Here is a 14,278-nt window from a genome sequence, read left to right on the forward strand (position 1 = left end):
GAAGATCGATGGCCGCGAAGCGAATCAAGGTCGGACTGTCCACGGCCTCGGTGTATCCGCAGAACACCGAGGCGGCGTTCCGCTATGCCGCCGAACTCGGGTACGACGGCGTCGAACTGATGGTGTGGGCCGAATCGGTCAGCCAGGACGTCGACGCAGTGGCCGCGCTCTCGCGGGAGTACTCGATGCCGGTGCAGGCGATCCACGCGCCGTGCCTGTTGATATCGCAGCGCGTGTGGGGATCGGATCCGGTCGCCAAACTCGCCCGGTCGGTGGAGGTGGCCGAGAAACTGGGCTCGGCGACGGTGGTGGTGCATCCGCCGTTCCGCTGGCAACGCAAGTACAGCGAGGGCTTCTCCGATCAGGTCGCCGAACTCGAAGCGAACTCTCATGTGTTGGTCGCCGTCGAGAACATGTTTCCCATGCGGGCCGACCGCTTCTTCGGCCGCAAGGAGAAATCCGCACAGCGACTCGAACGTCGGGGCGGACCGGGCGCGGCTCTGTCGGCGTTCTCGCCCTCGTACGATCCGACGGACGTCGGCCACGGTCACTACACCCTCGACCTCTCGCACACGGCGACAGCGGGCTCCGACGCATTGGAGATGCTCGACCGGATGGGTGACGGCATCGCGCACCTTCATCTGGCCGACGGCCGGGGTGCATCCGTGGACGAGCACCTCATCCCAGGGCACGGGAGCCAGCCGTGCGTCGAGGTGTGCACCGAACTGGTGCGCCGAGGCTTCGAGGGCCAGGCCGTGATCGAGATCAACACGCAGAACGCGCGGACGGTGCCCGAGCGCGCGTCGATGCTCGGGCAAGCACTGCAGTTCGCCCGCGCACACCTGTCCTGAGGCCGCCGGTAAGTTGACCGGAATGAGTTCCAGCCCGTTCAAGTCCGCCACCACTCTCACCGCGCTCGACGTCACCTCCGACACCGCGTCGTTCGCGGGCGCGATCGACTCGACCTGGACCATCGGTCCCAAGGTGCACGGCGGCGCGATGCTCGCCGTGTGCGCTGCAGCAGCACGTCAGCAGATCGTGCTGACCGACCCGGATCAGGCCGAGATCCAGCCGCTCGCGGTCAGTGTCAGTTACCTGGCCGCGCCCGATCCCGGTGAGGTGGCGCTGACGACGCTGGTCCGCAAACGCGGTCGCCAGGTCTCGCACGTGGACGTCGAGCTCACCCAGGCCGGACGCGTCGCAGTACGGGCGGTGGTGACCCTCGGTCGTCCCGATTCCGAGAATCCGCACCACGAAACGCCGACGTCGTTGGCGTCCATGGCCGTGGAGCCTCCCGCCGAGACTCTGGCAGTCGCAGGGGACCATCCGATGGCGTCCATCGTGCACGTCGCGAAAGGCTGTGAGATGCGGATCGACCCGTCGTCGGCGTCGTTCCTGACCGGCGAGAAGGGTGAGGCAGAGATCCGATTGTGGGTGCGTCCCTTCGCGGGCGACGAGGCGGACGTGGACACCGCCGTGCTGTTCGCGCTGATGACCGGCGACATCTCGGCTCCGGTGACCATGAACCGCGGAATGTTCGGGTGGGCTCCGACGGTGCAGCTGACGACCTACCTGCGGCGCCGTCCTGCACCGGGGTGGCTGCGAGTGGCGGCGACCAGCACCGTCATCGGCAGCACCTGGTTCGAGGAGGACCATCTGGTGATGGACTCGACCGGTGCCGTGGTGGTGCAGAGCAGACAGTTGGCGATGGTGCCGCGCTCGAACTGACATGGCAGGCTGGGCCGCATGACGAGAATTGCAGTGATCGGCGGCGGACGAATCGGCGAGGCGTTGATCGCGGGACTCCTCGAGTCCGGCCACGCGGTACGCGATCTGGTGGTCTCCGAGAAGTCGGAGGCCCGCGCGAAGCAGATCGCGAAGGAGTTCGGCGTGTTCACCACCACGGTGGCCGACGCTTCCGAGGGTGCCGACGTGATCGTGTTGGCGGTCAAGCCTGCCGACATCGAGGCAGCACTGACCGAGATCACCAAGATCGAACTCGACGGCGACCGCGAACAACTCATCGTCTCCCTCGCCGCAGGCGTTCCCACCGCCAAGTTCGAGCCCAAGCTCCCCGCCGGGTTTCCCGTCGTTCGGGTGATGCCCAATACTCCGATGCTCGTGGGGGAGGGCGTCAGCGTGCTGGCACCGGGCAAATACGCCCGCGCCGAGCACCTCGAGCTCGTTCGCTCGATCCTCTCGGCCGTCGGGAAGGTCGTCGTCGTCAAGGAGAATCAGCTCGACGCCGTGACAGCCGTCTCGGGATCCGGTCCGGCCTATTTCTTCCTGGTGGCCGAGGCCATGATCGACGCGGGAGTGGGCCTGGGATTGAGCCGGGACGTGGCGTCGGCGCTCGTGGTTCAGACGATGGTGGGTTCGGGAGCGATGCTGGATCGCTCCGACGAGAGCGCGATCGAGCTTCGGTACGCGGTGACCTCTCCGGGCGGTACCACCGCTTCGGCGGTGCGTGAATTGGAACGAAACGGCCTCCGAGCAGCGTTTTTCGATGCTCTCGGTGCCGCAAATGCCCGATCCATTGAGATGGGCATCACAGCAGAATAAAAAATCTTTTCCCCACACCCGTCGCAGTAACCCCATCTGTCCCTATAGGCTCGGGGGTAGCACGTGCGTGTCTGTTCGGCAGGAGGGGAAGCCTGCCGCATGAGACGTGCCGGAGGTAAGTGAATTTATGGCGTCTATAAACAAGCCGTCCAAGGGTGCGCCCCAGGACGGTCAATCAGCCTTGGCTGGAACGCAATTCCTCACAGTGGCTGAGGTAGCGGGTCTGATGAGGGTCTCGAAGATGACGGTGTACCGGCTGATCAAGTCGGGTGACCTACCTGCAGTGCGGGTGGGTCGATCGTTCCGTGTGCACGCGAAAGCGGTACACGACTACCTGGAGACCTCGTATTTCGACGCAGGCTAGCAACAAAGCCGGGCCGGTTTCGTAAGTCACCGTTCACACCGGTAGGATTGGCGCTCGTCGTGCCAGCCAGCCGGTGTGCAGCCGTGGGCGAGTACGTGGCCCCAGCGCCAGCTCGGTGACCGCAGCCTCAGGGCTTGGTTGTCAGGTAGGCGTACGCAAACGGCGTGCGCGAAAACGCTAGAGAAGAACGTGAGGACACCCGCATGGGTTCAGTGATCAAGAAGCGTCGCAAGCGCATGTCGAAGAAGAAGCACCGCAAGCTGCTTCGTCGTACCCGCGTGCAGCGCAGGAAACTCGGCAAATAAGCCTGCCGTCATCTGCTTCACGGGAAAGCCCGTCACCATCGGTGGCGGGCTTCTTCCGTTCGAAGAACGGCTTTTCTTCTCGTCCACCCCGACCCCAGGTGATCGAGGTAGGCTTTGCAGCGGAACCGACGTTGGGGGTGCGCAGTGAGTCCGAGCGATCGTGGTTCCCCCGCGCCTCGAGTGGTACTGGTGACCGGAGCGAGCCGATTCCTCGGCGGCTACCTCGTCACCAGACTCGCCCAGAATCCGCAGATCGAACGGGTCATCGCCGTCGACGCGAAGTCTCCGAGCAAAGATCTGTTGCGCCGCATGGGTCGCGCAGAATTCGTTCGCGCCGACATCCGTAATCCGTTGATCGGCAAAGTGATTCGAAATGCCGGCGTCGATACCGTGGTGCACGCCGCCACCGTCGCCAAGCCCCCGAAGTCCGGTGGCCGCGCCACGATGAAGGACCTCAACGTCATCGGTGCAATGCAGCTGTTCGCGGTCTGCCAGAAATCACCGACGGTGGAGAAGGTGGTCCTGCGTTCGTCGTCCTCGGTGTACGGCTGCAGCGCGAAGGATCCCGTGAAATTCACCGAGGAGATGAGCGCGCGACGCCCACCGAGCGGGGCGTACGCACGAGACACCATCGACATCGAGGGATACGTTCGCGGACTCGGCCGTCGACGACCGGACATCGCGGTGTCCATATTGCGGATGGCTCCGCTGATCGGTCCGCGACTGAACGGGACCATCTCGCGTTATATGACCTCACCGCTGATCCCGAGCATCGTCGGCCGGGACGCACGCATGCAGCTGCTGCACGAGGAAGACGCCCTCGCCGCGCTCGAACGCGCCACCATCGGGGGGTCGGCAGGCACATTCAACATCGGAGCCGACGGCACGATCATGCTCTCCCAGGCGATCCGTCGAGCCGGCCGAGTTCAGGTGCCGGTACCGTTTCCGCTCTTCAAAAGCGTCGGCCGTGCCCTCATGGGCGGCATGATGCGAGAGTTCACCACCGAGCAACTCGACTACTTCCATTTCGGATGCGGCCTCGACACCACCCGCATGCGGTCCGTCCTCGGCTTCGAGCCGCGGTGGACTACGGTTCAGGCATTCGACGACTTCGTCCGAGGCGCAGCGCTGCGACCGGTGATCAGAACCGAGTGGGTCGACAGCGTCGAGGATCGACTGGTCTCGGCCGTCGAAACGGGCGCGTCGACGGCGCGCGCACTCGCAGCACTGCGTGGTTCGGACGCGCTTCGTGGTTCGGAAGCCCTTGGTAGTTCGATTGCGGAGCGTAGTTCGGGAGGGGACAGGTGAGCGAAGTGGCCAAAGTGATTCCATTGCACGGCGGCACGGCCGGCCGCTCGGCCCGTGCTTCGCAGGGCTCGCGTGAACGGCACCCCTCCGCGTACGCCGATCCGCGCGAGCCGACGCCACTACTCGACCCGGCCCCCGCCGCGGCGTCGGCTGTGACACCGGCGATTCCCGCTCCGCTGCTGTCGATGATCGACGACACCAAGACCACGATCGTCGATCAGATTTCCTCGGTCGCGGAATTCGTGCGTAGGCGTCTTGCCGGTGACTACAGCGTCGACGAGTTCGGTTACGATCCACATTTCGCCGATGCCGTCTGGCTTCCGCTGCTGCGGCCACTGTTCGACAAGTGGTTCCGTGTCGAGGTCAAAGGCATCGAGAACATCCCGTCCGACGGCGGCGCGCTCGTCGTTGCCAACCACGCCGGCGTCGTGCCGGTCGATGCGCTGATGACCTCGGTCGCCGTGCGCGACCATCACCCGGCTCACCGCCCGCTGCGAATGTTGGCCGCCGACATGGCTTTCGAGATGCCGGGTGTCGGCACCATCGCGCGCAAAGCCGGGCACACCCTGGCGTGCAACCCCGATGCCGAGCGCCTGTTGCGCACCGGCGAGCTCGCCGCGGTGTTCCCGGAGGGCTTCAAGGGCATCGGCAAACCGTTCAGCGAGCGCTACAAGTTGCAGCGATTCGGACGCGGGGGGTTCGTGTCGGCCGCCCTGCGAACGGGCGCGCCGATCATCCCGTGCTCCATCGTGGGCTCGGAGGAGATCTACCCGAAGATCGGCGACATCACGCCCCTGGCACGCCTGATGGGCATACCTTATTTTCCGGTCACGCCGTTGTTCCCGCACCTCGGCCCGCTGGGGCTGATCCCGTTGCCGTCCAAGTGGTACATCGAATTCGGCAAGCCGATCCACACCGACGGATACGACTGCGCCGCGTTCGAGGATCCGATGGTGCTGTTCGAGCTGACCGACCACGTACGAGAAACCATTCAGCACACCCTGTATCGACTGCTCGCCAAGAGGCGCAACGTCTTCCTGGGATAGAAGCGCGGGTTATGGTGTGGCAGTGCATATTCGCGACACCATCGCCGACGACCTACCCGAAATTCTCGACATCCACAACGATGCGGTAGCCAACACCACCGCCATCTGGGACGAAGAACAGGTCGACCTCGGCGATCGGAGAGCCTGGTTCGAGGGACGGGTCGCCGCGGGATACCCCGTCCTCACGGCCGAGGTCGACGGCCGGGTGGCCGGCTACGCGTCGTACGGGCAGTGGCGGGTCAAGAGCGGGTACCGGCACTCGGTGGAGCATTCGGTGTACATCCACCGAGACTTCTACCGTCGAGGATTGGCCAGTGCGCTACTGAGCGAACTGATCGAACGGGCCAAGGCCGGGAACGTACACGTTCTGGTGGGGTTCATCGAGTCCGAGAACACCACGTCGATCGCGCTGCACCAGAAGTTCGGATTCGTCACCGTCGGGCAGATGCCGGAGGTGGGCGTCAAGTTCGGTCGGTGGTTGGACCTGACGCTGATGCAGCTCACGCTCTGACCGCCGGCAACCCGGTGAACTAGGCCTTGCGGCGGCCGATCACCGCAGCGAGACCGCCGCCCACCGCGCCCAACGCCAATGCCGTGGGTACGCCGATCTTGGCAGCCTTGCGACCGGTGCGGTAGTCGCGGATCTCCCAGCCCCGATTCTTGGCCAACTCACGCAGGTCGGTATCGGGGTTGATCGCCACGGCAGTGCCGACGAGCGAGAGCATGGGCACATCGTTGTGACTGTCCGAATATGCGGTGCAGCGCTTGAGGTTCAGGCCTTCGCGTACAGCCAGCGAGCGTACCGCGTGCGCCTTGCCGATGCCGTGCAGAATGTCGCCGACGAGGCGGCCGGTGAACACCCCGTCCTTGCTTTCCGCGACGGTTCCGAGCGCACCGGTCAGCCCGAGGCGTTTGGCGATGATCTGCGCCAATTCGAGGGGAGTGGCCGTCACGAGCCAGACCTGCTGGCCGGCATCGAGGTGCATCTGAGCGAGAGAGCGGGTGCCCGCCCAGATCTTGTCGGCGATCATCTCGTCGTAGATCTCCTCGCCGAGCCGAGTCAGCTCGGCGGTGGGACGGCCGGTGATGAACGAGAGCGCCTTCTCGCGACCGCTGGCCACGTCCTCGCTGTTCTCCTTACCGCTGACTCTGAATTTGACTTGCTGCCAAGCGAATTGGGCCAAGTCACCGCTGGTGAAGTACTTGCGTGCGGCGAGTCCGCGCGCGAAATGAATGATCGACGCGCCCTGAACCATGGTGTTGTCCACGTCGAAGAAGGCAGCCGCAGTCAGATCCCGAGGAATTGCTCCCTCCGACTCGACCTGCAGTGCGAGAGCGGCGTCGGCGCTGGCTTCACCCGCCACGTTGGCGCGAACTTCGGCATCGGTCGGACCGAACGGATTGCGGATTCTGCGGATGCGGCGCTTGAACTGCTTGTCTTCGATCGGATCGTTCGTATCGACCATGTCGATATCGGGCGTGTTCTCGATCGGCAGGTCTGTTCCCCCGTCACTCACTTCCGTCCACCTCCCTCGCCGGTACTTCACTCGCAGCCTAATGCGTGCGTCCGACACGAGGGTCGCAGGACAGTGCTTACCGACGATGAACACTTCCCGACGTACCCGGTCGCTGTGACCTTCGTCTCTGTCACGGTCGTGTCAGAGTGGACGGATGGAAAGAACTCTCACCGGCGTGGCTCTTCTCACCCGCGCAGGCTGCCATTCCTGCACCCACGCGCTCGAGGTGCTCGAGGGCGTGTGCCGCGAATTCGGCGTGGCCGTCACGGTCGTCGACGTCGACGAGGCGGCAGCGGAATCGCCTGACCTGCGTGCGGAGTACGGCGACCGAGTGCCCGTGGTGTTGCTCGACGGCATCGAACACAGTTACTGGGAGGTGGACGTGCCCCGATTGCGAGCCGATCTCACCCGGGCAGGGAACCCTAAGAACGTGTGATAGGTCTCGCGTGTGCAGGTGAGGGCCGGTGTGCGCAACTTTGTTCATTCGTTCACAAGCAGTTACCGTGGTGTGAACAGCGTCCGTGAAATAGACACGAACGCAGGATCAGCGTGAAGAACGGCAGCGTTGCCGCTCGGACGAGGAGCCCCAGACGTGACCGAAGAGCGCCCGTCGCCCAGCGGCGTAGAGCGGGTCATCCCTCAGGCTACGGTCACCCGTCTGGCGACGTACCTGCGGGTCCTCTCGATCCTCGCAGACGAGGGCGTTCTCATCGTCTCCAGCGAAGAACTGGCCACCGCAGCAGGCGTCGGTTCGGCGAAGCTGCGCAAGGATCTCTCCTTTCTCGGCCCCAACGGCGTTCGCGGAGTCGGCTACGACGTGGCACGCCTGCGCGCCAAGATCGACAGCGCACTCGGACTCGACCGCGGCCACCGCGTCGTCCTGGCGGGAGTCGGCAACCTCGGACAGGCCCTGGCCGGATACGGCGGGTTCGCTCGCCGCGGTTTCACGATGGTCGGCCTCTTCGACAGTGACCCGGCACGAGTGGGCACCGATATCGACGGCCTCACCGTCCGGCACGTCGACGAGCTCGCCCCGGCCTGCCGTGAGCTCGAAGCCACCATCGGCGTCATCGCCACCCCCGACGAGGCCGTGCACAGCGTTGCCGAGCAACTCGTCTCCGGTGGCGTCGAATGCATCCTGAGCTTTTCGTCGATGGTTCTCGATGTCCCCGAACACGTCGAGGTACGACGAGTGGATCTGGCCGTCGAGATGCAGGTGCTCTCGTTCAACAGCTCCCGCAACCTGTCCGAACCGACCATCGTGACCGCGCCGCTCACATCCACGGCGCGCCTCGGCCGCAGTCACGGCCCGCGTATCGCCGGCAATCCAAGCCCAGCCAACAGTTCGACAAGAAACGGATCGGTGATTGCACCGTGAGTGTCCTTCTCGTCGGGATATCGCACCGTAGCGCTCCCGTCGCAGTCCTCGAGCGTGTCGCCATCACGGACACCGATCGCCCGAAACTGACCGACAAGTTGATGGCCAGCGGAAGCATTTCCGAGGTCATGGTGGTATCCACGTGCAATCGTGTCGAGATCTACGCCGTCGTCGACGCCTTCCACGGCGCGCTCACTGCCGTCGGCGAAGTTCTCGGTGAGCACTCCGGGCTCGAGATCGCCGACCTGACCAAGCACGCCTACGTTCGCTACAGCGAGGCAGCCGTCGAGCACCTCTTCGCTGTGGCCAGCGGCCTGGACTCCATGGTCATCGGAGAGCAGCAGATCCTCGGCCAGATCCGTTCGGCCTACGCCGCCTCGGACGGGCAACAGGCATCGGGCCGGGTGATGCACGAACTGGCGCAGCAGGCTCTGCGCGTCGGCAAGCGTGTGCACAGTGAAACCGGAATCGACGCCGCCGGAGCGTCCGTGGTGTCGGTGGCCCTCGACCGCGCCGCCGAGAAGTTCGACGGTTCCCTCGCAGGCCGTACGGCCGTCGTCCTCGGAGCCGGAGCGATGGGCGGCCTCGCCGTCGCACACCTCGGCCGTGCAGGCATCGGTTCGCTGACCGTCGTCAACCGCACCCGCGAGCGGGCCGACCATCTGGCGGAGAACGCCGTCTCCAACGGCATCGCGGCAACCTCGGTCGCCCTGGAGAATCTGGCCGACGCCGTCGCCGAGGCCGATATCCTCATCACCTGTACCGGCGCGGTGGGGGCCGTGGTCTCCATCGCCGACGCCCACCTCGCGCTCGCTCGCCGCGGCTCCGATCGCCCACTGGTGATCTGCGACCTCGGTCTGCCGCGCGACGTCGACGCCGCAGTGGCCGGTCTGCCGGGCATCACAGTCTTCGACATGGAGTCTCTGCAGCGCGATCCCGCTGCCGGCGCCGCGGCCAACGACGCATCGGCCGCCCGCGAGATCGTCTCGAGCGAACTCTCGGGTTACCTTGCCGGACAACGACTTGCCGAGGTCACCCCCACCGTCACGGCACTGCGCCAGCGCGCCGCCGAGGTGGTCGAGGGAGAGCTGTTGCGCCTCGAATCGCGGCTGCCCGGGCTCGACTCACCGCAGCGTGACGAGGTGGCGCGCACCGTGCGCCGCGTCGTGGACAAGCTGCTGCATTCGCCCACCGTGCGCGTCAAGCAGCTCGCCAGCACGCCGGGCGGGGATTCCTACGCCGCCGCGCTGCGCGAGTTGTTCGAGTTGAGCCCCGGTTCGGTCGACGCCGTTGCCACCCCGATGGAGATCGGCTCGCTCGAGCTGGTGGACGATTTCACCGCCAGCCGCACCGATCTGCGGCCCGGCACCACCGGTCAGGAGCGTGCGGAATGACCGACATCGTCAAGATCGGTACTCGCGGAAGCCTTCTCGCGACCACCCAGGCCGACACCGTTCGGGTGGCTCTCGCCGCAGCCGGAGTCGAAGCGGAATTGGTGATCGTCAAGACCGCAGGCGATCTGTCGGCTGCTCCCGTGCAGACCATCGGCGTCGGTGTCTTCACCGCGGCGCTGCGCGAGGCGCTGGCCGACGGCACCGTCGACATCGCCGTCCACTCCTACAAGGACCTGCCGACGGCCGCCGACGACAGGTTCACCATCGCCGCCATCCCGGTGCGCGAGGACCCGCGGGACGCCCTGGTCGCCCGCGACGGGCTGGTACTCGGCGAGCTCCCGGCCGATGCGAAGGTCGGCACGTCCGCACCCCGCCGGATCGCTCAATTGCGCGCTCTCGGACAGGGATTGGACGTCCAGCCGCTGCGTGGCAACCTCGACACGCGGATCGGGAAGGTGGCATCGGGCGAGCTCGACGCCGTCATCGTCGCCCGCGCCGGACTGTCCCGCATCGGCCGACTCGACGTCGTCACCGAAGCTCTCGATCCGGTGCAATTGCTCCCGGCACCCGCACAGGGCGCGCTGGCAGTCGAATGTCGCGTCGAAGACACCGATCTCGTGACCGCGATCGCCACCTTGGACGACGCACACTCGCGCGCCGCTGTGGCAGCCGAGCGCGGGCTGCTCGCCGAACTCGAAGCCGGCTGCACCGCTCCGGTGGGTGCGATCGCGGAGGTCGTCGAATCCATCGACGAGGACGGCCGCATCTTCGACGAACTGTCCTTGCGTGGCTGCGTCGCCGCCATCGACGGCAGCGACACCATCCGCGCGTCGATCGTCGGATCACCCGACCGGGCCGAGGAGCTGGGCCGGGAACTGGCCCGCGAACTGCTCGATCTCGGTGCGCGCGAACTCGTTTCAGTCACCGAACCTGCGCAGGCCGGTTCTCACGCACAGGGTGGAACTCATGTCTAGGGCCATAACGGCACCCGTCCGCGGACGCGCCAAACGCAAGGCGACCCGTCCGATCGTGCGAAGAGAGTCGATCGCCACCGCTCGACTGATTCCGAAACGGGGCACCGCAACCCCGATAGAACTGCAGTACCCACACAAGACAGCACTGGAGAACAACCGATGAGCCCAGTCCGCAAGAACACCAACGGACGGATCCTGTTCGTGGGATCCGGGCCGGGTGACCCGGCTCTGCTCACGGTCCGGGCACGTGAAGTGCTCGGAGCGGCCGAGCTCGCTTTCACCGATCCCGACGTCGACAAGGGCGTCACCGCCCTGGTCGGTGCCGACGTTCCGCGTGACCCGGAGACGGGCGAGAACGGTGTCGAGGTTCGCCCGGCACTCGGCGAGCCCGCCGAGGTGGCCAAAACGCTTCTCGCCGAAGCCAAGAACGGCCACGATGTGGTTCGTCTGGTCTCCGGTGATCCGCTCACCACCGACTCGGTGATCGCCGAGGTCAGCGCTGTCGCTCGCACGCATGTGCCGTTCGAGGTGCTACCCGGCCTACCGTCGGGATCCGCGGTGCCCAGCTACGCCGGCATGGCATTGGGCTCGGGTCACACCGAAGCCGATGTCCGCGGCGAGGTCGACTGGGCAGCACTCGCTGCTGCTCCCGGACCGTTGGTGTTGCATGCCACGTCGGGTCATCTGGCCGAAACCGCCAGTGCCCTCGTCGAACACGGTCTCGCGCCGCAGACGCCCGCGGCCATCACCGTCCGCGGCACCACCCGTCAGCAGCGCACCGTCGAGGCCACCCTCGCCACGCTCAACGACGCCGGATCAGAGCTCGTCGGATCGCTCGTCGTCACCGTGGGCAAGGTCGTCTCGGGCCGAAACAAGATGTCCTGGTGGGAGTCTCGCGCCCTGTACGGCTGGACCGTGCTGGTGCCGCGCACCAAGGACCAGGCAGGGGAGATGAGCGATCGCCTCGTCACCCACGGAGCCATCCCCATCGAGGTGCCGACCATCGCCGTCGAGCCCCCGCGCAGCCCGGCCCAGATGGAACGCTCCGTCAAGGGTCTGGTCGACGGCCGCTACCAGTGGGTCGTCTTCACCTCCACCAACGCCGTTCGCGCAGTGTGGGAGAAGTTCGAGGAGTTCGGACTCGACGCTCGCGCGTTCTCGGGCGTCAAGATTGCCTGCGTCGGCGAAGCAACCGCAGCCAAGGTGCGCTCGTTCGGCATCAACCCCGAACTGGTGCCCTCCGGTGAGCAGAGCTCGCTCGGACTGCTCGAAGACTTCCCGCCGTACGACGAGGTCTTCGACCCGGTCAATCGAGTTCTGTTGCCGCGCGCCGACATTGCGACCGAGACGCTCGCCGAGGGTCTGCGCGAGCGGGGCTGGGAGATCGACGACGTCACCGCGTACCGCACCGTCCGGGCGGCGCCGCCCCCCGCCGAGACCCGCGAGATGATCAAGACCGGCGGCTTCGACGCAGTGTGCTTCACGTCGAGTTCCACCGTCCGGAACCTGGTCGGCATCGCCGGAAAGCCGCACGCCCGCACCCTGGTTGCGTGCATCGGCCCCAAGACCGCCGAGACGGCCGTCGAGTTCGGTCTGCGGGTGGACGTGCAGCCCGAGTCGGCTCAGGTCGGACCGTTGGTCGAAGCACTGGCCGAGCACGCGGCTCGCCTGCGCGCCGAGGGTGCACTGCCCCCGCCGCGCAAGAAGTCACGTAGGCGCTGACGCGCCTCGTGCGCGTTTTGCCTAGCCAGAACTACGCAAAACGCGCACGACGAACGAAGTGAGGCAGGTTCGACGTTGTTCCCCACCGACCGTCCCCGACGCCTACGCCGCACCCCGGCCCTGCGCCGACTCGTGGCCGAAACCTCGCTGGAGCCGCGGCATCTGGTGTTGCCGATGTTCGTCGCCGACGGCATATCCGAGCCCAAAGCCATCAGCTCGATGCCGGGCGTGTTCCAACACACCCTCGACTCGTTGAGTGTTGCGGCCGAGGAGGCCGTGGCGGCAGGAGTCGGCGGCGTCATGCTCTTCGGTGTGCCCAAGCCCGAGGACAAGGACGAAACCGGTTCGGGGGCAACCGATCCCGATGGAATTCTCAATCGTGGGTTGGCGCGCCTGAAGGCCGATCTCGGGGATTCGACGGTCATCATGGCCGACACGTGCCTGGACGAGTTCACGTCGCACGGTCACTGCGGGGTGTTGGGGGAGAACGGTTCGATCGACAACGACGCCACCCTGTTGCGCTACGTGGACATGGCTCTCGCGCAGGCGGACGCGGGTGCGCACCTGTTGGGGCCGAGCGGAATGATGGACGGGCAGGTCGGCGCAATCCGTGCCGGGCTCGATGCCGCAGGTCACGTCGAGGTGGGCCAGTTGGCGTATTCGGCGAAGTACGCCTCCGCGTTCTACGGCCCGTTCCGCGAGGCAGTGGGGTCGTCGCTGCAAGGCGATCGCCGAACGTATCAGCAGGACGCACGCAATCGCCGCGAGGCCACGCACGAGGTGGAGCTCGATCTCGCCGAGGGTGCCGACATGGTGATGGTGAAGCCGGCGATGTCGTATCTGGATATTCTCCGCGACGTCGCCGAGATGTCACCGGTACCGGTTGCGGCGTATCAGATCTCGGGGGAATATGCCATGATCACCGCCGCCGCGCAGAACGGGTGGATCGATCGCGACGCAGCGGTCCTGGAGTCGCTCGTCGGTATTCGGCGGGCGGGTGCCGACGTGGTACTGACCTATTGGGCTACCGAAGTGGCGGGCTGGCTGTGAACGATTACCCACCGAACAACAACCCCGACAGCAACAACCCCGACAGCAACGTACCCAACAATCAACCGCCACAGCCGGATTGGCAGCGCTGGGAAGCCGAGCACGGATTTCCGCACACCGGACCGGATCTCGAGCCGACCCCGCGTCCGGCTCCCGTCGACGTAGAGACCGCACGCCACCTGTGGTGGGGAGTGGCGCTGATCGGAGCGATGTCGGCGCTGTACTCGGTGTGGACGCTGTTCGGTGCGCGCGAAGAATTTGCGCAGTCCTTGCTCGACGACCTCGCAGCGCAGGACGCGGCCGCCGACCTGACCGTCGAATCCACGCAGTCGATGGTGACGGTGATGCTCGTCGTCACGGTGTTCGTCGTACTCGGTTTCGGGGCACTGTTCCTGTTCTGGGTCAAGCGGATGCGCGCGGGCAAGATGTGGGCGCGCATGCTGCTGACCGTCATCGGGTCGTTCACCGTGTTCACCACCCTGCTCGACCTGTTCGCCATGGCGTCGAGCGCCGGCGCGATGAGCATCGTCATGAGTGTGCTGAGCATCGGCCAGGGAGTGCTGGCAGCAGCCGCGATCTACCTGATGCATCGTCGTGAATCCAACGAATACTTCCTCGCGTCGGGAAAACGCTAGATTCGGGCGTGTTCTGGGCGTCG

Annotated in this window: 17 protein-coding genes; 16 read left to right on the forward strand and 1 reads right to left on the reverse strand. The window is 65.9% G+C overall.

Annotation, left to right across the window (positions count from 1 at the left end):
* Positions 1-8: 8 nt before the first annotated feature.
* The 8 genes from ACNEOT_RS07330 (at position 9) to ACNEOT_RS07365 (ending at position 6,096) form a co-directional block, all read left to right on the forward strand.
* A complete protein-coding gene (locus ACNEOT_RS07330; protein WP_415973236.1) occupies positions 9-851 on the forward strand; it encodes a sugar phosphate isomerase/epimerase family protein in 843 nt (280 codons plus the stop codon).
* 22 nt (positions 852-873) lie between these two features.
* Complete coding sequence (locus ACNEOT_RS07335; RefSeq protein ID WP_415973237.1) at positions 874-1,728, forward strand: thioesterase family protein; 855 nt, start codon at positions 874-876, stop codon at positions 1,726-1,728.
* 18 nt (positions 1,729-1,746) lie between these two features.
* Entirely contained in the window at positions 1,747-2,562 is an 816-nt protein-coding gene (gene proC, locus ACNEOT_RS07340; RefSeq protein ID WP_415973238.1) for a pyrroline-5-carboxylate reductase, read from the forward strand.
* A gap of 127 nt (positions 2,563-2,689) precedes the next feature.
* Positions 2,690-2,926 carry a helix-turn-helix domain-containing protein gene (locus ACNEOT_RS07345; RefSeq protein ID WP_415973239.1) on the forward strand — a complete coding sequence of 79 codons (237 nt, stop codon included), beginning with the start codon at positions 2,690-2,692 and terminating at the stop codon, positions 2,924-2,926.
* A 203-nt stretch (positions 2,927-3,129) separates the two neighbouring features.
* Positions 3,130-3,231 (forward strand): 30S ribosomal protein bS22, encoded by a 102-nt coding sequence (locus ACNEOT_RS07350; protein WP_003402602.1) that lies wholly within the window; start codon positions 3,130-3,132, stop codon positions 3,229-3,231.
* Between the two features lie 144 nt (positions 3,232-3,375).
* Positions 3,376-4,539: an NAD-dependent epimerase/dehydratase family protein gene (locus ACNEOT_RS07355; protein WP_415973240.1), complete on the forward strand. Its 1,164-nt coding sequence runs from the start codon at positions 3,376-3,378 to the stop codon at positions 4,537-4,539.
* A complete protein-coding gene (locus tag ACNEOT_RS07360; protein ID WP_415973241.1) occupies positions 4,536-5,585 on the forward strand; it encodes a lysophospholipid acyltransferase family protein in 1,050 nt (349 codons plus the stop codon). The genes ACNEOT_RS07355 and ACNEOT_RS07360 overlap by 4 nt, the downstream gene beginning before the upstream one ends.
* A 22-nt stretch (positions 5,586-5,607) precedes the next feature.
* Positions 5,608-6,096: a GNAT family N-acetyltransferase gene (locus ACNEOT_RS07365; protein ID WP_415973242.1), complete on the forward strand. Its 489-nt coding sequence runs from the start codon at positions 5,608-5,610 to the stop codon at positions 6,094-6,096.
* Between the two features lie 19 nt (positions 6,097-6,115).
* Here ACNEOT_RS07365 and ACNEOT_RS07370 read toward each other — a convergent pair whose 3' ends face one another.
* Entirely contained in the window at positions 6,116-7,051 is a 936-nt protein-coding gene (locus ACNEOT_RS07370) for an HAD family hydrolase (RefSeq protein ID WP_415973692.1), read from the reverse strand.
* Between the two features lie 205 nt (positions 7,052-7,256).
* Between ACNEOT_RS07370 and ACNEOT_RS07375 the strand changes: the two genes are divergently transcribed.
* From ACNEOT_RS07375 to ACNEOT_RS07410, 8 genes are all read left to right on the forward strand, one after another.
* Positions 7,257-7,538: a glutaredoxin family protein gene (locus ACNEOT_RS07375; RefSeq protein ID WP_415973243.1), complete on the forward strand. Its 282-nt coding sequence runs from the start codon at positions 7,257-7,259 to the stop codon at positions 7,536-7,538.
* A 156-nt stretch (positions 7,539-7,694) separates the two neighbouring features.
* The gene (locus ACNEOT_RS07380) at positions 7,695-8,480 is read left to right on the forward strand and encodes a redox-sensing transcriptional repressor Rex (protein ID WP_415973244.1); all 786 of its coding nucleotides are present in this window, start codon (positions 7,695-7,697) and stop codon (positions 8,478-8,480) included.
* The gene (locus ACNEOT_RS07385) at positions 8,477-9,874 is read left to right on the forward strand and encodes a glutamyl-tRNA reductase (RefSeq protein WP_415973245.1); all 1,398 of its coding nucleotides are present in this window, start codon (positions 8,477-8,479) and stop codon (positions 9,872-9,874) included. The genes ACNEOT_RS07380 and ACNEOT_RS07385 overlap by 4 nt, the downstream gene beginning before the upstream one ends.
* Complete coding sequence (gene hemC / locus ACNEOT_RS07390) at positions 9,871-10,848, forward strand: hydroxymethylbilane synthase (RefSeq protein WP_415973246.1); 978 nt, start codon at positions 9,871-9,873, stop codon at positions 10,846-10,848. Before ACNEOT_RS07385 ends, hemC begins: the two co-directional genes overlap by 4 nt.
* Positions 10,841-11,011 carry a hypothetical protein gene (locus ACNEOT_RS07395; RefSeq protein WP_415973247.1) on the forward strand — a complete coding sequence of 57 codons (171 nt, stop codon included), beginning with the start codon at positions 10,841-10,843 and terminating at the stop codon, positions 11,009-11,011. The genes hemC and ACNEOT_RS07395 overlap by 8 nt, the downstream gene beginning before the upstream one ends.
* Entirely contained in the window at positions 11,008-12,570 is a 1,563-nt protein-coding gene (locus ACNEOT_RS07400) for a uroporphyrinogen-III synthase (RefSeq protein WP_068046447.1), read from the forward strand. Before ACNEOT_RS07395 ends, ACNEOT_RS07400 begins: the two co-directional genes overlap by 4 nt.
* 75 nt (positions 12,571-12,645) lie before the next feature.
* A complete protein-coding gene (gene hemB, locus ACNEOT_RS07405) occupies positions 12,646-13,620 on the forward strand; it encodes a porphobilinogen synthase (RefSeq protein ID WP_415973248.1) in 975 nt (324 codons plus the stop codon).
* Positions 13,617-14,255: a hypothetical protein gene (locus ACNEOT_RS07410; protein WP_415973249.1), complete on the forward strand. Its 639-nt coding sequence runs from the start codon at positions 13,617-13,619 to the stop codon at positions 14,253-14,255. Before hemB ends, ACNEOT_RS07410 begins: the two co-directional genes overlap by 4 nt.
* The last annotated feature ends 23 nt before the right edge of the window (positions 14,256-14,278 follow it).

The organism is Rhodococcus sp. 077-4, from assembly GCF_047782425.1.
Classification (GTDB): Bacteria; Actinomycetota; Actinomycetes; order Mycobacteriales; family Mycobacteriaceae; genus Rhodococcoides.